This is a genomic window from Phocaeicola intestinalis (assembly GCF_014837065.1).
Taxonomy (GTDB): Bacteria; Bacteroidota; Bacteroidia; order Bacteroidales; family Bacteroidaceae; genus Phocaeicola; species Phocaeicola intestinalis.
The window spans coordinates 9,594-25,393 of record NZ_JACSPP010000020.1; the positions used below are offsets into that span (position 1 = coordinate 9,594).

The 15,800-nt window shown below is 43.5% G+C and carries 17 protein-coding genes, 4 tRNA genes and 1 pseudogene; 11 read left to right on the forward strand and 11 right to left on the reverse strand.

Translation table 11 applies throughout. The features are described from left to right. From H9625_RS08125 to H9625_RS08145, 5 genes are all read right to left on the reverse strand, one after another. Nucleotides 1–72: transfer RNA gene (locus H9625_RS08125), tRNA-Gly, on the reverse strand. A 9-nt stretch (nucleotides 73–81) separates the two neighbouring features. After that, nucleotides 82–164 (reverse strand) — tRNA-Leu (locus tag H9625_RS08130). A gap of 23 nt (nucleotides 165–187) precedes the next feature. Continuing rightward, nucleotides 188–268: transfer RNA gene (locus tag H9625_RS08135), tRNA-Leu, on the reverse strand. Nucleotides 269–281: 13 nt separating this feature from the next. Beyond that, nucleotides 282–354, reverse strand: a tRNA-Gly gene (locus H9625_RS08140). 207 nt (nucleotides 355–561) lie between these two features. Beyond that, nucleotides 562–1,464 carry a DMT family transporter gene (locus H9625_RS08145; protein WP_022039217.1) on the reverse strand — a complete coding sequence of 301 codons (903 nt, stop codon included), beginning with the start codon at nucleotides 1,462–1,464 and terminating at the stop codon, nucleotides 562–564. 114 nt (nucleotides 1,465–1,578) lie between these two features. Between H9625_RS08145 and H9625_RS08150 the strand changes: the two genes are divergently transcribed. Further along, on the forward strand, nucleotides 1,579–1,800 hold the full coding sequence (locus tag H9625_RS08150; RefSeq protein ID WP_225226370.1) for a hypothetical protein: 222 nt from the start codon (nucleotides 1,579–1,581) through the stop codon (nucleotides 1,798–1,800). Nucleotides 1,801–1,804: 4 nt separating this feature from the next. Here H9625_RS08150 and H9625_RS08155 read toward each other — a convergent pair whose 3' ends face one another. Beyond that, nucleotides 1,805–2,431 carry an HU family DNA-binding protein gene (locus H9625_RS08155; RefSeq protein ID WP_191763829.1) on the reverse strand — a complete coding sequence of 209 codons (627 nt, stop codon included), beginning with the start codon at nucleotides 2,429–2,431 and terminating at the stop codon, nucleotides 1,805–1,807. Between the two features lie 468 nt (nucleotides 2,432–2,899). Between H9625_RS08155 and H9625_RS17900 the strand changes: the two genes are divergently transcribed. From H9625_RS17900 to H9625_RS08165, 3 genes and pseudogenes are all read left to right on the forward strand, one after another. Then, the gene (locus tag H9625_RS17900) at nucleotides 2,900–3,028 is read left to right on the forward strand and encodes a hypothetical protein (RefSeq protein WP_255376631.1); all 129 of its coding nucleotides are present in this window, start codon (nucleotides 2,900–2,902) and stop codon (nucleotides 3,026–3,028) included. Nucleotides 3,029–3,043: 15 nt separating this feature from the next. Continuing rightward, a pseudogene (locus H9625_RS17680) lies at nucleotides 3,044–3,352 on the forward strand (DUF1016 N-terminal domain-containing protein); the annotation flags it as partial. A gap of 177 nt (nucleotides 3,353–3,529) precedes the next feature. After that, nucleotides 3,530–4,576: a DUF1848 domain-containing protein gene (locus tag H9625_RS08165; protein ID WP_191763880.1), complete on the forward strand. Its 1,047-nt coding sequence runs from the start codon at nucleotides 3,530–3,532 to the stop codon at nucleotides 4,574–4,576. 153 nt (nucleotides 4,577–4,729) lie between these two features. Here the strand turns inward: H9625_RS08165 and H9625_RS08170 are convergent, their stop codons facing one another. Next, nucleotides 4,730–6,853, reverse strand: a complete 2,124-nt coding sequence (locus H9625_RS08170; protein ID WP_191763831.1) for a DNA topoisomerase 3 — start codon at nucleotides 6,851–6,853, stop codon at nucleotides 4,730–4,732. A 152-nt stretch (nucleotides 6,854–7,005) separates the two neighbouring features. Here H9625_RS08170 and H9625_RS08175 point away from each other — a divergent pair, with 152 nt between their 5' ends. Together H9625_RS08175 and H9625_RS08180 are read left to right on the forward strand one after the other, a co-directional pair. Further along, nucleotides 7,006–9,264, forward strand: a complete 2,259-nt coding sequence (locus H9625_RS08175; protein WP_087207263.1) for a cation:proton antiporter domain-containing protein — start codon at nucleotides 7,006–7,008, stop codon at nucleotides 9,262–9,264. A gap of 37 nt (nucleotides 9,265–9,301) precedes the next feature. Then, nucleotides 9,302–9,727, forward strand: coding sequence for an HIT family protein (locus H9625_RS08180; RefSeq protein ID WP_022041254.1), 426 nt, complete (start codon nucleotides 9,302–9,304; stop codon nucleotides 9,725–9,727). A gap of 62 nt (nucleotides 9,728–9,789) precedes the next feature. Here H9625_RS08180 and H9625_RS08185 read toward each other — a convergent pair whose 3' ends face one another. The 4 genes from H9625_RS08185 to H9625_RS08200 all read right to left on the reverse strand — a co-directional run bounded on the left by H9625_RS08185 (nucleotide 9,790) and on the right by H9625_RS08200 (nucleotide 12,172). After that, the gene (locus tag H9625_RS08185) at nucleotides 9,790–10,221 is read right to left on the reverse strand and encodes an RNA-binding S4 domain-containing protein (RefSeq protein WP_022041255.1); all 432 of its coding nucleotides are present in this window, start codon (nucleotides 10,219–10,221) and stop codon (nucleotides 9,790–9,792) included. A 79-nt stretch (nucleotides 10,222–10,300) separates the two neighbouring features. After that, a complete protein-coding gene (pth, locus tag H9625_RS08190; RefSeq protein ID WP_191763833.1) occupies nucleotides 10,301–10,864 on the reverse strand; it encodes an aminoacyl-tRNA hydrolase in 564 nt (187 codons plus the stop codon). A 35-nt stretch (nucleotides 10,865–10,899) separates the two neighbouring features. Next, nucleotides 10,900–11,496, reverse strand: a complete 597-nt coding sequence (locus H9625_RS08195) for a 50S ribosomal protein L25/general stress protein Ctc (protein ID WP_191763835.1) — start codon at nucleotides 11,494–11,496, stop codon at nucleotides 10,900–10,902. Between the two features lie 286 nt (nucleotides 11,497–11,782). After that, nucleotides 11,783–12,172 (reverse strand): DUF3276 family protein, encoded by a 390-nt coding sequence (locus tag H9625_RS08200; protein ID WP_087250797.1) that lies wholly within the window; start codon nucleotides 12,170–12,172, stop codon nucleotides 11,783–11,785. Nucleotides 12,173–12,354: 182 nt separating this feature from the next. On the opposite strand from H9625_RS08200, the gene nusB reads away from it, so the two are divergent. The 5 genes from nusB to H9625_RS08225 all read left to right on the forward strand — a co-directional run bounded on the left by nusB (nucleotide 12,355) and on the right by H9625_RS08225 (nucleotide 15,768). Continuing rightward, nucleotides 12,355–13,281 carry a transcription antitermination factor NusB gene (nusB, locus tag H9625_RS08205; RefSeq protein WP_022041259.1) on the forward strand — a complete coding sequence of 309 codons (927 nt, stop codon included), beginning with the start codon at nucleotides 12,355–12,357 and terminating at the stop codon, nucleotides 13,279–13,281. 43 nt (nucleotides 13,282–13,324) lie between these two features. Then, nucleotides 13,325–13,633 carry a preprotein translocase subunit YajC gene (gene yajC, locus H9625_RS08210; RefSeq protein WP_022041260.1) on the forward strand — a complete coding sequence of 103 codons (309 nt, stop codon included), beginning with the start codon at nucleotides 13,325–13,327 and terminating at the stop codon, nucleotides 13,631–13,633. An 11-nt stretch (nucleotides 13,634–13,644) separates the two neighbouring features. Then, the gene (locus tag H9625_RS08215; protein WP_022041261.1) at nucleotides 13,645–14,664 is read left to right on the forward strand and encodes a CdaR family protein; all 1,020 of its coding nucleotides are present in this window, start codon (nucleotides 13,645–13,647) and stop codon (nucleotides 14,662–14,664) included. Next, nucleotides 14,658–15,263: a dephospho-CoA kinase gene (gene coaE / locus H9625_RS08220; protein WP_191763836.1), complete on the forward strand. Its 606-nt coding sequence runs from the start codon at nucleotides 14,658–14,660 to the stop codon at nucleotides 15,261–15,263. The genes H9625_RS08215 and coaE overlap by 7 nt, the downstream gene beginning before the upstream one ends. A gap of 73 nt (nucleotides 15,264–15,336) precedes the next feature. Next, nucleotides 15,337–15,768: a DUF5606 family protein gene (locus H9625_RS08225; RefSeq protein WP_022041263.1), complete on the forward strand. Its 432-nt coding sequence runs from the start codon at nucleotides 15,337–15,339 to the stop codon at nucleotides 15,766–15,768. The last annotated feature ends 32 nt before the right edge of the window (nucleotides 15,769–15,800 follow it).

A 15,800-nucleotide genomic window follows, 5' to 3' on the forward strand; every position in this document is an offset into this window, starting at 1 on the left:
GCGGAAAACGAGACTCGAACTCGCGACCCCAACCTTGGCAAGGTTGTGCTCTACCAACTGAGCTATTTCCGCAACAACGCGTGAAGAGAAGGAGACTCGAACTCCCACGACATAATGTCACTACCCCCTCAAAGTAGCGCGTCTACCAATTCCGCCATCTCTCCGATAAACAAACTTAAAAAGAACGTGCCCAGAACAGGACTCGAACCTGCATGCCTCTCGACACACGCACCTGAAACGTGCGCGTCTACCATTCCGCCACCTGGGCATTATTACTATAGAGCGGAAAACGAGACTCGAACTCGCGACCCCAACCTTGGCAAGGTTGTGCTCTACCAACTGAGCTATTTCCGCAACAATCGTTGTTTTGTTTTGCGGTTGCAAAGGTAATGCTTTTTCTCAAATCAGCAAACAAACTGCTTGTTTTTTTGCGAAAAAATGTTTCTTACCGGAACTTAAAGCAGGAAAACGGAGCGGCAAGCTACCTTTTTCCTGCTTCAGAAATCAGACTTTTACACGGATGTATGTAGAGCCTGTTTAAATTTTCCTATAAAGAGAATCCTACCGGCTCCCCAGATACAGGAAGAACATGCCGAGAAGCACCAGTGCGAGATCAACCGCCTTGCTCCGCAGGTTCTTTTCGCGGAACACCATGGCACCGAAGAGGAACGATACCACCACGCTTCCCCGCCGCACCATCGACACGATGGAAATCATCGAGTCGTCCATTCCTAAGGCATAGAAATATACGAAGTCTGCCGCCGAAAGGAAGAGGGAAATCAGCGGGATGCACCAGTCCCAGTGGAAAGGGGTAGTGGTCTTGCGCTTCGGAAGCCACAGGAACATCAGCACCGCCCCCATCATGAAAAGCTGGTAGATGTTATACCAAGCCTGCACCACCATGTTGTTGAACATTCCCATCAGGTATTTGTCGTACAGGCCGCTGATAGCTCCCAGCAAGGCGGCAAGCACCACGAACCACACCCAGCGGTTGTGTTCGAAGCTGATGCCTTCTTTCTTGCCCGAGCGGCTCAGCATGAAAAACGATACCACCGCCAGCAGCACACCAATCCACTGGTACAGGTTTAGCCGCTCGCCGAAGATGAGCAATGCGCCCACCAGGGTCATTACAGGGCGTGTGGCGTTAATCGGCCCTACGATGGTAAGAGGCAGGTGCTTCATCCCGAAATAGCCGAAGGTCCACGACGAGAGTACAATTACCGATTTCAGCACAATGTATTTGTGCACTTCCCAGCCTCCCGTTTCGGGTACGAAAAATATCGTGTCCTGCAATGCCGACGGACAGAACCTGGACACAAGGATGAAGGGGATGAAGATGAGGCTGGAGAACAGCGTGTTCAGCGCCAGTACGGGGAGCACCGCATTCCCGTTCAACGATTTCTTTTTGAACACGTCATAAAAGCCCAGCAATGCCGCCGAGCAGAATGCTAATAATAACCACATGTCGTTTCGTTTAGTTTCTAAATCGGGTGCAAAGGTACGAAAAACAATTGGTTAATTAATGCATGGAGATACATAAGAAACTATTTTGAGAAGCTGTTTTGAATTTATCGTGCGATGATTTGGGATGAGTTTTTGAGGCATTTTCGCTTCTGTGATGAGGAAGATAGCGGGCTATCTGACGAAGAACAGGAGCGAAAAGGACCAAAAAATCGCCCAAAGCACACACGAAAAACGGGATACATCAAGCTAAGAAAAACTTTTTGGAGAAATTCAAAACAGCTTCTGAATTTATCGTGTGCTGATTTTGTAGAATTTCAAAACAGTTTACTTTATTGAAAAATTAAAGCCCGTCATCCTGCCCCTTACGCTTCACATACACCCGGTGAGGAGCACGCCCCTTGATGTCGATAAGGTGCGCTTTCACCCATTTGTCCAGGTCCTGCCAAGCTTTGTATTTCAGCAGCCCCGTCAAAGCGCCATATTCCGCACGGGTGATATAGTCGTGGCTCTCCAGATACGATTGAAGCAAGGCGAGCCGCTCTTCCTCCGTATACGTGCACGAACTTTGCTGGAACTTCTTCCACGAAGGGGCACGCAACACCTTCCCGCAGCATTGCTTCGAGAACTGTTTGGATACCGTCACCCTCATCTTATCGAAACGGATGGACTGAGCATGTATATCCTCTTTATCGTACACCTCCGCGTCTGCCTTGAGCGAGGCAGAAACCGTGCCGATGTTCCCTATCTGCACGCGGTACCCCTCCGAAAGGAGCTGCTTGGTCCAGTTTTCTATTTCTTCCATCACGGCAAGGATATTCCCTTTGGTCAATCCGGAATGGGAGGCAATCTTTTCTGTAAGTTCATCAAAAGAAACAGTCTTGTAAGGACGCAGTTTAGGATAAAGGTGCGATCCGCTTTCATTGTTTCCTTTTGGCGGTACAGGCAAGAAATCATAAAGGGCACTCATGGCAATGTGTTTTTAAAAGGTTAATAATCGGTTTTCAGTTGTCTCCTTTTTACGGTTTCCATATCGAAACCGTACGTTCTTGATATGGAAACCATACGTTCTCCAATTGGAAACCGTACGTTCTTGATATCAAAACCGTAAAAGGAAGCTATCTGCAAAGATAATATAGCCCAGAAGCGAAGTCAAGAGTTTGGGGGATTTATTTGAAAAAGATTCGGATATAAATTCTTAACCCATCAAATATAAAAGAATATCGTTTGATTTGTTCGTAAGGATTGCTTACTTTTGTGGTAGTAAGCAAAACCTTTTGGAACAAACTGATTCTCACGGCTCCTACCAGTATAGCTATCGCTTTTCGATACAGTTATAAAGACGTTGGACGATAAATGAGTCGTAAGTTTGACGAACTAAAAAAGATAAGATACAAATGAAACCGATCTCATCGGATGTTTTTTAAAGTTTTTGGGTATGGAAAAAAATAAACTACAGACCGATATGATAACCGAGAATTTTGTTTCCGATATCCGGGCGATTATCGAACAAGGGCAAAGACAGGCATACGCTGCAGTCGGACAAATAGCTGTTATCACTTATTGAAACATCGAACGCCGTATAGTGGAAGAAGAACAGCATGGAGCTGCCCGTGCTCAATATGGCACCAAGCTGATTAAAACAATTGCAGATCGGTTGTCCATCGAATTTGGAGCAAACTACAGTGAACGGCGATTGCGGGATTATCGACAGTTTTACTTGAGTTTTGATGATTTGCCAAATTGGCACTCGCGAGTGCCAAATCTCACATGGACTCATTTCCGCCGCATTATGGCAGTACCTCATCCTGATGCCAGAAGGTGGTATGCGGAGGAAGCCTCACGGGAAATGTGGAGCATCCGTACGCTTGACAGGAACATTGGTACGCAATATTACGGAAGACTATGTGCGGCAAAAAGGGAAGGTGAACAATTGCCGAAGGCAGAAAATATCCACGTGGACGACCCCAAAGAATATATAAAGAATCCGATGGTGGCATTTATAATTTCACTGATGAAGTTTGAATTTCAATCCGATTTTTGCAACTTTGTAGAAAATTCGGTCGATATGGGAAAAGATAAGATAACCACCGATTCTGGCAAACAAATAGAAGCAACCGCTCCGGTAATCATTTCCGCCAGCCGCTCTACGGATATACCTGCCTTTTATTCCAAATGGTTCTTTAACCGCTTGGCTAAAGGGTATTGTGTATGGTATAATCCGTTCAACCGGAAGCCGATGTATGTGTCTTTCAAGCATTGTAAAGTAGTGGTGTTCTGGACGAAGAACCCGGAACCTATCTTACCTTATTTATATCAGTTGGATGAACGAGGGATTCATTACTATTTTCAGGTGACGTTGAACGACTATGTACGCGAAGGTTTCGAACCGAATGTGCCCAGTGTGGAGAAACGGATTGAAACGTTCTGCAAATTGTCGGAGCAGATTGGACATGAGCGAGTGATATGGCGGTTTGACCCGTTGGTTATCACGCCTGACATAACCCCACGTATATTGCTGAACCGGATATGGAAGATAGGCAATCGGTTGAAAGGGTACACGGACAAGCTGGTATTCAGCTTTGTGGATGTAAAAGCCTATCGGAAAGTGCAAAACAATCTGATAAAGGAAACGCATTGCTTTACGAAAGAGAATGTAGAAACCGCAGAACTGAATGAGGTGCAACGGTTGGAAATAGTGGAAGGTCTGGCAAAATTGCGCGATGTATGGAAAGCCGAAGGCTGGAACCTGACGCTTGCCACGTGTGCCGAAGAGATAGACTTGGAAGATTATGGCATTGAGCATAACCGTTGCATAGACGGGGAGTTAATGGAACGTGTGTTCGGCGAAGATAAGGAGTTGGTTTACTATCTGCATACCGGCAAGTTGCCCGAACCGGATTTATTCGGAGAGATTCCTCCTATTCCTATTGAACGGAAAAATCTGAAAGACAAGGGGCAACGTAAAATATGCGGATGCATGGTGAGCAAAGACATCGGGATGTATGATACGTGCCTTCATTTTTGTGTATATTGCTATGCCAACACAAGCCGTGAATGTGTGTTGCGAAATAAAGCAAGGCATTCGGACAATAATGAAAGCTTGATAGAATAAAAACGGAGTAACTGAAAATCAACTTTTTCATTAAAGTTGTTGAAATCCAGCTACTTGACCTGTTGTGTTATGCTAAACCTTACCAATGAACTCGTTTGTTTTCAACGGGTTAGTTATAAATTTAACGATACGAGTCTGTGGTAAGAAAAACTTTCAGAAAGGTTTGCGGAACGTACATCCGTTTTTCCATTCCGAACAGCCGTATGCGGTTTTCCCTTTCAGTATTGTACCTTTTCCACATAAGGGGCATTTTGTTCCTACGATAGCATCTTCTTGCGGTAGTGTATCGGTGGCGGTATTGGGAGAAGAAACAACTTTCTTGCTTCGTTTGGTGGAAGTTGTTTTCTTCTTTTTGGGCATGTCTTTGGTAACGGTTTTGTGTATAGGTTCTTCTGCTGTTATGGTGATGCGTCGGTTTGTATTGTCACTTAACACGCTGTTGACTATTTCACTAACCATTTGTTTTAATTCGTTCAAGAACTGTTTGGCATCATAGCTGCGCCGTTCTATTTCACGCAGTTTCTTTTCCCAAATGCCGGTCAGTTCGGCAGATTTCAGTAATTCTTCGTGTATTAGTCCGATTAATTCTACACCTGTGGGAGTAGCTGTCAGGCTTTTGCGTTCCTTGCGGATGTAATGCCGTTTGAATAATGTTTCGATGATGGCTGCGCGGGTGGAAGGACGTCCTATTCCGTTCTCTTTCAGGGCGTCGCGCAACTCTTCGTTATCCACTAACTTGCCTGCTGTTTCCATAGCCCGCAGCAAGGTGGCTTCGGTATAGGGTTTGGGCGGTTGTGTCCATTTTTCATTCAGCATAGGTGTATGTGGTCCGCTTTCTCCTTTGGTGAAAGCAGGCAATACGCTTTCTTCTTCCCCTTCTTTCGTATCGTCTTTCGGTTCTTTGGCAAAGATGATTCTCCAGCCTGGGTCGATGATCTGCTTGCCGCTAACCTTGAATTCAATGCCATCAGCTTCTCCTGTGACTGTGGTGGTGGAAAATTTGCAATCCGGATAAAATATGGCAATAAAGCGTCTTGCTATCAGGTCGAACACTTGTTTTTCCATATCAGTCAATCCTTTAGGTTGTACGCCTGTAGGAATGATGGCATGGTGGTCGGTCACTTTCGAATTGTCGAATACTTTTTTCGATTTAATCAGGGTCTTTCCGGATAGAGGAGCCGTGAAAGAGGTATAATCTTTTAATCCTTCTAGTATCTTGGGACATTTGGGGTAAATATCATCACTTAAGAAAGTGGTATCTACACGGGGATAGGTTGCCACTTTCTTTTCATAAAGCGATTGGATGAGCTGTAGGGTCATATCGGCAGAATAAGAAAACTTCTTGTTGCATTCTACCTGTAGTGAGGTCAAGTCGAACAGACGAGGAGGTGCTTCTGTTCCTTTTTTAAGAGCCGTGTCAGTAATTGTAAAAGGTACATTGCTGATACGTTCAAGTAGCAGTTTTCCTGTTGTTTCATCGGTGATGGGTGGAATGCCGCGATTTGTTTCTTCTTTATTGATGGTTTTTTTAGATGCTTGTGAAGTTTGGGATGCTTCTTCCGCAAGCTCTTCGTCACTTTTGCGCACGATGGCACTGAAAGTGGTATCTCGGTATACAGTCTTCAGCTCCCAGTATTGTTTCGGTACGAAGTGTTCTATCTCTTGTTGCCGGTTAACTATAAGGGCAAGGGTAGGAGTCTGTACTCTCCCGATGGAGAGCACTTGGCGGTTTTGTCCATATTTCAGTGTATACAGTCGGGTGGCATTCATTCCCAGCAGCCAGTCACCGATGGCACGGCTCAGTCCTGCTTCGTAAAGCGGCTGGAATTCAATTTGGTCTTTCAGTTTGGAAAAACCTTCACGAATGGCTTCTTCAGTGAGTGAAGAAATCCACAAGCGTTTCACCGGACAGTGTGCACCGGCTTTTTGCATCACCCAGCGCTGTATGAGTTCCCCCTCTTGTCCGGCATCACCACAGTTGATAATTTCATCGGCAGCCTGCATCAGGTGTTCAATGATTTTAAATTGTTTGTGTATGCCTGGGTCTTCAATTAGTTTGATGCCGAACCGTGGTGGTATCATAGGCAGGCTGGAGAGCGACCATGATTTCCACGAAGGTGTATATTCGTGCGGTTCTTTCAGTGTACAAAGGTGACCGAATGTCCAAGTCACTTGGTATCCGTTTCCTTCGATGTATCCATCTTTGCGTTCTCTGGCTCCAAGTACATCGGCGATGTCGCGTGCTACACTTGGTTTTTCGGCTATGCAAACTATCATATATAAATTTATTTGATTGTTCTGCAAAGGTAGTCAAAAAATAGCTTTTGCGTGTCCGTGCACTGATTTTTCTTGAATCTGTTCTGTATGTATTCGTATCTATCGGATTTTTTGTTACATTTGTATGGAAATATACATACAACTTGAACAATATGTCTCAATTAGCCCCTCTTATTAGTGACTTGGCATTGATTTTGATATGTGCCGGAGTGATGACGCTTGTATTTAAAAAACTGAAGCAGCCTTTAGTATTAGGTTATATAGTTGCCGGTTTTTTATGCAGCCCGCATTTTCAGTTCACTCCTTCCGTAACCGATGAGGCAAATATACATTTATGGTCAGAGATAGGTGTGATTTTCCTGTTGTTTGCTTTGGGGCTTGAATTCAGTATGAAAAAACTGTTGAAAGTAGGAAGTTCGGCAGTTATTTCAGCCTGTACCATTATTTTGTGTATGATCGTGGTCGGTATATCAGTGGGATGGATGTTTGGATGGAAACAAATGGACTGTATCTATTTGGGAGGAATGATAGCCATGTCTTCTACTACGATTGTCTATAAGGCTTTTGATGATATGGGTTTGCGTCAGCAGCATTTTGCCGGTGTTGTATTGGGGATTCTGATTATCGAAGATATTCTTGCCATTGTATTGATGGTTATGCTTTCTACAATGGCGGTCAGTACACATTTTGAGGGAGTCGAAATGGTGTACAGTCTTGCCAAACTGGTGTTCTTTTTAGTGTTGTGGCTGGTGGTGGGACTTTATCTGATTCCATTGCTGTTGAAGCGATTGCGTAAATTGATGAGTGATGAAACGTTGCTTATTGTATCGCTTGCTTTATGTTTCGGAATGGTTTATTTTGCAGCTGCTGTAGGTTTTTCTCCGGCATTTGGTGCCTTTATTATGGGGTCAATCCTTTCGGAAACAATTGAGTCGGAGCATATCGGGCGATTGGTGGCTCCGGTTAAGGATTTGTTTGGTGCCATTTTTTTTGTATCGGTAGGCATGATGGTTAATCCTCATATGATTGTTGAATACAAATATCCGATTCTAGCCATTGTAGCAGCTGTACTGTTGGGGCAGACTCTGTTTGGAACGGCAGGTGTCTTGTTGTCGGGACAACCGTTGAAAACTGCGATACAATGTGGCTTCAGCCTGACTCAAATCGGAGAGTTTGCCTTTATCATTGCAGCCTTGGGAGTCAGTTTGGGAGTGACCGGTAATTTCCTTTATCCGATTGTGGTTGCGGTATCGGTGATTACTACTTTCCTTACTCCTTATATGATTCGGCTTGCTCTTCCTGCTTATAATCTGGTTAACAGCCACTTGCCTAAGCGTTGGAGCCTGTTGCTTGAGCGGTATTCGGCGGGAGCATCTACGGTGAATCATAAGACTAATTGGCAGAAACTGATGACGGCAGTGCTTCGGATTGTGGTTGTTTATTCTGTCCTTTCAGTTGGTGTCATTATGGTGTGTCTGCATTTGGTAGAGCCTTTTGCTACGAATATGTTGGGCGACTTATGGGGCCGGGTGTTGACAGCTGTTGTCACGATAGCAGTGCTGGCTCCATTCTTACGTGCGATGATTATGAAGAAAAACCATTCGGAAGAATTTCGTACTTTATGGGCAGACAATCGTTTCAATCATGCCTTGTTGATTTCTTTAGTTGTCTTCAGGGTTATTATAGCTGCAGGATTTATCGTGTCTGTAATCGAACGCTTGTTTCACACATCGGTGGCGTTGATGATGGGGATAGCTATCTTGCTGGTATGTGCTATGGTCTTTTCGCGTTTCCTTAAAAAGCAGTCTATTGTGCTGGAGCGTACGTTTGTGATGAATTTGCGTTCGAAAGAGATGCAGCAGGAATATTTGGGCGGCAAGCGTCCGTCGTATGCCGGCAAGTTGCTTGACAGGGATTTACACTTGAGTGATTTTGTGGTGTCTCCTGATTCGGAATGGGTCGGACACACGCTGAAAGAACTGGATTTAGGGAAAAAATACGGTGTGCATGTGGCATCTATCATACGAGGCAACCGACGGTTGAATATCCCTGATGGCGCATCGCGTATTTTTCCAGAAGATACGTTACAGATTATTGGTACCGATGAACAGTTGTCGTTTTTCTCTTCAATGGCAATGAAGGCGATGCGTACCTCTGATGACGGGGAGTTTGAAAGGCATGAAATGTTGTTGAAGCAGTTTATTGTGGATAAAGATTCTCCCTTTGTCGGGAAAAATATTATTGAATGTGGTGTGCGGTCGAAATATCATTGTCTGGTAGTAGGGGTAGAGTCGTCTGGGGAGAATGTGCTTCGTGCTCCTGACGTACATTTACCTTTAAGTGAAAATGATATTGTCTGGGTGGTAGGTGAAGAAGCGAATTTGAAACGATTGTTTGCGGCAGAAGGATAAAACCATTATTTTATAATTATTAAATATAAAAAGAAGTATGAAAAGTGATCCGAAAGATTGTCTCTATTGTCAGAACAATGAGACGTTGCACAATTTGATGATTGAAATTGCTCCGCTGAGTGTTTCGCGTGTTTTCTTGTTTAAAGAACAAACTTATCGCGGACGTTGTCTGGTGGCATATAAAGATCATGTAAATGACTTGAATGAGTTGAGCGATGAAGACCGTAATGCATTTATGGCAGACGTGGTACGTGTGACCCGTGCCATGCAAAAGGCATTCCATCCTGAGAAAATCAATTATGGAGCATACAGCGACAAGTTGTCGCATTTGCATTTTCATTTGGCACCCAAATATGTAGATGGTCCGGATTATGGAGGAACTTTCCAGATGAATCCGGGAAAGGTTTACTTGTCGGATGCCGAGTATCAGGAATTGATTGAAGCCATCAAGGCAAATCTGTAACAGGCAATAGAGGCATAAAGTTTAGAGTCTTACGTGCTCTGGTGCTTTATGCCTCTATGTTTTTATTCCTCATCGTCCGAATCTTCGTCATCGAAATCAAAGTCGAAGTCATCATTATATTCGGGCATAAAGAAGTCGTCCAATTCACGACGGTCTTTTTTGGTTGGTCTTCCTGTACCTTTAGCACGATTGACGAACCCGCTTATCTTACTCATTTCCAGTAATTCATATTGGTCAGGTGTCGTGACATTTTCCATAATTTCGGGAACCAGTTTGGCTCCTACGCGTTTCTCTATCGCCTGCAATACTTTGAAAGAATAGGTAACGGGCGGTTTTTTTACTTGAATGACATCTCCTGGCTTGACCATACGGGAAGGTTTTGCTTGTGCCCCGTTGATGTGTATTCTTCCTTTTTTACAAGCCTCGGCGGCGATGGTGCGGGTCTTGAATATGCGGGCAGCCCACATCCATTTGTCTATTCTTGCTTCAGGCATAGGTTGTTCTGTTTTAGTATTAAAGTATTAAAGAAGTCAGAGGGGTAAGTATAAACGGATGCTCTGCCTCCTTTTATACTTATTTATTATTAAATTGATTCATGGTGATGTTCAATCCGGCAAGACAGAAACTTTTGATGATTTCTTCCGCTATACTGATCCGTTCGGGAAGAATTTTCCGTTCTTCTTCATCGAAATGTCCCAATACATAATCTATCTGTCCTCCTTTCGGGAAGTTATTGCCGATACCGAACCGTAGTCTTGCATAGTTTTGTGTGCCTAGTATGGCGGCTATGTGTTTCAGTCCGTTATGGCCGGCATCACTTCCTTTGCCTTTCAGGCGTAAGCTTCCTAATGGGAGTGCCAGATCATCTACTACGATGAGGACGTTTTCTAATGGAATTTTTTCTTGTTGCATCCAGTATCGGACTGCATTTCCACTCAGGTTCATGTAAGTGGATGGTTTCAGCAGAATAAGCTGCCTGCCTTTCAGCGATAGTGATGCCGTAGCTCCGTAACGTCCGTCCTTGAAAACAATATTGGACGCTTTGGCTAAAGCGTCCAATACCATAAATCCTATGTTGTGCCGGGTCTCGTGATATTCGTCACCGATATTTCCCAGACCTACAATCAAATATTTCATTGAAAGTGGATTTGTACTTTTAGTGGTTTACAGGATTATTTTGCAGCGGCAGCCTGAGCACCACGTGCGGCACGGGTCAATTTGACAGCACATACCACAGCTTCTTTGGCATTGAGGATTTCCATATTGTCGTAGTGCAATTCACCGACTTTGATGGTTTTGCCCAGTCCTAAGTTGGTAACATTGATAACCACACGTTCGGGCATATTGTTGTACAAAGCTTTCACTTTCAACTTGCGGATTTGCAGTACCAGTTTACCACCGGCTCTCACACCTTCAGCCAGACCATCCAATTGAACCGGAACTTCCATTACAATCGGATTTTCTTCGTTGATTTGATAGAAGTCAACGTGCAGGATAGCATCAGTTACGGGGTGGAACTGGATATCTTTCATGATTGCATTGTAAACCTGTCCGTCGATGTTCAAGTTTACTACATAGATATGCGGAGTGTAAACCAGTTTGCGCAAACCTTCTACCGTAACAGTGAAAGGAGTGGCAACGGGCAGACCGTTTTCGTCTTTCTTCATGCCGTACAATACGCATGGAACTTGACTGCTCTTACGCAAAGCGTGGGTAGCCTTCTTGCCTGTTTCTGTTCTTAAAGAACCTGTAATGTCAATTGATTTCATGTTTGATAAATTTTGTGTTACTCTAAATTAAGTGATATCTTTGCTTAATTCACCATCACACGATGCGTCAATGTCACAACGATGAAATTGAAAAAGCGGTGCAAAGGTAGTGATATTCTTTGATATTGCAAGCGTATGGACTATTTTTCTTGAACGAAATGTTTTCGTCTTTTATTGAAGATATACTTCAATGGGTCAAGAATATATCTTCACCTGCCCGGGTAGATATTTTCATTGGCTGGTGAATATATATCCGTTGACCAAAAAGCGGGTGTACCTCTGGTTATTAAAAATCGATGTCGATTTTGATGTCTTCTGTCTTTAGCGGCTCATTCAGGATTGCGTTGCCTCTGAGGTCGGTGTTTTCAGCGATGTGGCTTTCTCCTACAATCGGTCCCTGCTCACGCTCGATGTACCGGATTACTTCATGAAGCCCATCCATGAATTTTTCAATATCTTCTTTATAAAGGAATATCTTATGCTTCTCAAAGCTGACCTGCGACATTTCCCTTTCACCTGTTACGACTTTCTTGCTTTCCGTGATGGCGAGAAACATTTCGCCTCTTCTGCTTTTCTTCACATCCAAATAATAGATTCTTTTCCCGGCTTTGATAGCTTTCGTAAAAACGATTTCTTTGTCTATTTCAGTCATCGTATTCTTCTTAACTTCTTCCATTGTCTGTAAAATCTAAAATTCCGATGCCAAAATTGCTGAATTTTCTGCAAAAAGCCAAGGAACTATGTCTTAAAATATCTATAAACAGAAAAAAACAGTAAAAATGCGTACTTTATTTGGAACGTATGGATGAAAATCATTATTTTTGCACCTCATAATGTGACATAGTTATAATAATTAGTATGATTAACAGAGTTCTTATTCGTTTGAAGGTGGTTCAGATAATCTACGCTTATTATCAGAATGGCGGGAAAAATTTGGATACTGCAGAAAAGGAGTTGTTCTTCAGTTTGTCCAAGGCGTATGATCTGTACAACTATCTTTTGCTTTTGATGGTAGAAGTGACGCGGTATGCCAGCAGGCGGCTGGATGCTGCCAGGCACAAGCTTGCTCCCACGCCGGAGGACTTGAATCCTAACACAAAATTTGTAGACAACCGATTTATCGCGCAACTGGAAGTGAACAGGCAGCTGAATGAATTTGTCAATTCTCAGAAGAAAACATGGGAGAACGAGGGCGAGTTCATCAAGAGTTTGTGCGAGCAGATTATGCAAAGTGATATATATAAGGAATACATGGCAAGCGAAGTTTCTTCGTATGAAGATGACCGTGAAGTATGGCGGAAGCTGTATAAGAAGGTAATTTTCAACAATCAGGCATTGGATGAAGTGCTGGAAGACCAGAGCTTGTATTGGAACGATGACAAGGAGATTGTCGATACATTCGTGCTCAAGACCATCAAACGTTTTGCCCCCGAAAACGGGGACAAGCAGGAACTGTTGCCCGAATTCAAAGACGATGAAGACAAAGACTATGCGCGCCGTCTTTTCCGTCGTACCATTTTGAATGCCGATTATTACCGTCACCTGATTAGTGAACATTCGAAAAATTGGGACCTGAAACGGGTTGCCGCAATGGATGTGGTGATTATGCAGGTTGCACTAGCCGAGATACTGACTTTCCCCAACATTCCGGTCAATGTATCGCTGAATGAATATGTGGAGATAGCCAAATTGTATAGCACTCCCAAAAGTGGCGGCTTTATTAATGGCACACTGGATGGAATTGTTAATCAATTGAAAAAGGAAAACAAGCTGACAAAAAATTGATATATTTGTCTGCTGATATTTTATTAACCAAGAAAAGATAATTATGAATTTGTTAACTGTATTTATGGCAGCACAAGGAGGAGGCGACTACTCTTTCCTGATTATGATGGTAGCAATTTTTGCTATTATGTATTTCTTTATGATTCGTCCCCAAAACAAGAAGCAGAAGGAAATAGCAAACTTCCGCAAAAACCTGGAGGTAGGACAGTCGGTCGTTACAGCCGGAGGTATTTATGGGAAGATTAAAGAAATAGAAGACAATGCTGTTATTGTAGAAGTGGCTCCGAGTGTAAAACTGAAAGTAGACAAGAACTCTATTTACGCTGATACACAGGCTGCAAACAATAAATAAGAGACGGATCTATGTTCGATGTAAAGAACATACAGCAATATTATAGACTGGGAATACGGAAGATCAGAAAATTCTTGCTTAGCGATAAGTGCAAGGAGAGTCTGGTCTTCTTGTTTTTTGTCTTGGTCTCTTTCGCTTTTTGGATGTTGCAGACACTGGATGATGTCTATCAGACAGAATTTAAGGTGCCTTTACGCTTGAAAAACGTCCCGAAAGAAGCTGTGTTGACATCCGAACTGCCAGGCGATGTGCGGGTAAGGGTGGAAGACCGGGGGACAGTCTTGCTGAACTATATGCTGGGAAGAACCTTTTTCCCTATTTCGTTTGACTTTAACGACTATAAGGACCGGGGGGCGCATGTGCATATTTCTTCGGCAGATCTGTTGAAGAAGATTTCGGCACAATTGAACGTCTCTACCCATCTGCTTTCGGTACGTCCGGATACGCTTGATTTTATTTACACGATGGGCAAGGCGAAGAAAGTTCCTGTCAGGCTGGCAGGTGAAGTAAGTGCCGGCTTGCAGTATTATATTTCCCACATAGGTTTTTCTCCCGATTCGGTCATCGCATATGCCCCCGAAGAAGTGCTCGATACATTGACGGCTGCTTATACCGAGAAAGTGCATCTGCAAAATGTAACGGATACTTTGAACCAGCGGGTAATGTTGCAGAAGATTAAAGGAGTGAAGTTTGTTCCGGCATACGACGACCTGCTGGTGTATGTCGATATGTATTCCGAAAAAACCGTAGAGGTGCCGATTGTGGGCATTAATTTCCCTGCCGATAAGGTGCTGCGTACTTTCCCTTCGAAAGTACAGGTGACGTTTCAAGTAGGTTTGGCGCATTTCAAGGATGCCACATCAGACGATTTTTTTATTGGTGTTACTTATGAGGATATCATTCGGGCCAAGAGTGACAAGCTTCCGCTGACTCTAAAGACTTCTCCCGATTATGTCAGTCATGTCCGTATTACGCCAGCTTCGGTCGATTATTTAATAGAACAGACATCGGGGGAGGAAACCGAATGGTGAAGATAGGTATTACCGGAGGAATTGGGAGCGGAAAATCGTATGTTTCCCGCTTGTTGACAGAACACTATGGAATTCCGGTCTATAATACCGATTCGGAAGCAAAACGTCTGATGCTTTCTGATGAAGGGATTCGCCGGAGGCTGACAGCATTGCTTGGAAAAGAGGTTTACAAGAGTGACGGCACACTTAATAAGCCTTTGCTGGCAAATTACCTGTTTGCCGATTCTTGTCATGCCGGGCAAATTAATGCCATTGTCCATCCGCAGGTAAAGGCTGACTTTCTGAAATGGGCGGACAGGCAAACCGGATGTGAGATTGTGGCATTAGAGTCGGCTATCCTTTTTGAGTCGGGCTTCGACAACATTGTAGATAAGGTTGTCATGGTGTATGCTCCGGTAGAACTTCGGATTCGTCGGGTCATGTTGCGTGACGGTACTACCGAAGAGAAAATACGTCAGCGGATAGTAGCTCAGATGGATGATAAAGCCAAGCAGGACCGCTCAGACTTTATCATATTCAATGACGGGAGTCGTCCGTTAAATCTTCAATTAGACGATTTGCAGGAAACTTTAGAAAAAATGATAAAAGGTAACGGATAAAGTTTGTGTATGTCGGTCGTGTATTGTATTTTTGTCCTATTAAAATAAATTATTAAACTAATTAGAAACTCGTATGTTGAAAACTATTTTGGCAATCTCGGGAAAACCGGGACTGTATAAGCTGATTTCTCAGGCTAAAAATATGTTGATTGTTGAAAATATCGCAGATAAGAAAAGAATGCCGGTCTATGCCAGTGATAAAGTGATTTCGTTGGGCGATATTGCTATGTACACCGATGCAGAAGAAGTGCCATTGGCTACTGTGCTCGAATCGGTAAAGAAAAAAGAAAATGGTGCTGAAGTGCAGTTCAATTATAAGAAAGCATCCAGTGACGAGCTGCACGGGTTTATGGCGGCAGTATTACCCAATTATGACCGTGACCGTGTTCATACCAGTGATATCAAAAAGCTGATTCAATGGTACAATCTGCTTGTGTCAAGTGGTGAAACTGATTTTGTAGAAGGTGTTCAGATGGAAACCGTAGAGACTGCTGTTGAAGAATAAACAGAGACTATTTATGCACATTTGAAGCCATA

What these genes read in the sequence shown, in the direction of transcription:
- H9625_RS08145 (WP_022039217.1), bottom strand. Translation starts at nt 1,464, where the DNA reads ATGTGGTTATTATTAGCATTCTGCTCGGCGGCATTGCTGGGCTTTTAT.
- pth (WP_191763833.1), bottom strand. Translation starts at nt 10,864, where the DNA reads ATGAAATATTTGATTGTAGGTCTGGGAAATATCGGTGACGAATATCAC.
- H9625_RS08170 (WP_191763831.1), bottom strand. Translation starts at nt 6,853, where the DNA reads ATGATAGTTTGCATAGCCGAAAAACCAAGTGTAGCACGCGACATCGCC.
- H9625_RS08215 (WP_022041261.1), top strand. Translation starts at nt 13,645, where the DNA reads ATGTTCGATGTAAAGAACATACAGCAATATTATAGACTGGGAATACGG.
- yajC (WP_022041260.1), top strand. Translation starts at nt 13,325, where the DNA reads ATGAATTTGTTAACTGTATTTATGGCAGCACAAGGAGGAGGCGACTAC.
- H9625_RS08165 (WP_191763880.1), top strand. Translation starts at nt 3,530, where the DNA reads ATGGGAAAAGATAAGATAACCACCGATTCTGGCAAACAAATAGAAGCA.
- nusB (WP_022041259.1), top strand. Translation starts at nt 12,355, where the DNA reads ATGATTAACAGAGTTCTTATTCGTTTGAAGGTGGTTCAGATAATCTAC.
- H9625_RS08155 (WP_191763829.1), bottom strand. Translation starts at nt 2,431, where the DNA reads ATGAGTGCCCTTTATGATTTCTTGCCTGTACCGCCAAAAGGAAACAAT.
- H9625_RS08195 (WP_191763835.1), bottom strand. Translation starts at nt 11,496, where the DNA reads ATGAAATCAATTGACATTACAGGTTCTTTAAGAACAGAAACAGGCAAG.
- coaE (WP_191763836.1), top strand. Translation starts at nt 14,658, where the DNA reads ATGGTGAAGATAGGTATTACCGGAGGAATTGGGAGCGGAAAATCGTAT.
- H9625_RS08150 (WP_225226370.1), top strand. Translation starts at nt 1,579, where the DNA reads ATGATTTGGGATGAGTTTTTGAGGCATTTTCGCTTCTGTGATGAGGAA.
- H9625_RS08175 (WP_087207263.1), top strand. Translation starts at nt 7,006, where the DNA reads ATGTCTCAATTAGCCCCTCTTATTAGTGACTTGGCATTGATTTTGATA.
- H9625_RS17900 (WP_255376631.1), top strand. Translation starts at nt 2,900, where the DNA reads ATGGAAAAAAATAAACTACAGACCGATATGATAACCGAGAATTTTGTT.
- H9625_RS08225 (WP_022041263.1), top strand. Translation starts at nt 15,337, where the DNA reads ATGTTGAAAACTATTTTGGCAATCTCGGGAAAACCGGGACTGTATAAG.
- H9625_RS08180 (WP_022041254.1), top strand. Translation starts at nt 9,302, where the DNA reads ATGAAAAGTGATCCGAAAGATTGTCTCTATTGTCAGAACAATGAGACG.
- H9625_RS08200 (WP_087250797.1), bottom strand. Translation starts at nt 12,172, where the DNA reads ATGGAAGAAGTTAAGAAGAATACGATGACTGAAATAGACAAAGAAATC.
- H9625_RS08185 (WP_022041255.1), bottom strand. Translation starts at nt 10,221, where the DNA reads ATGCCTGAAGCAAGAATAGACAAATGGATGTGGGCTGCCCGCATATTC.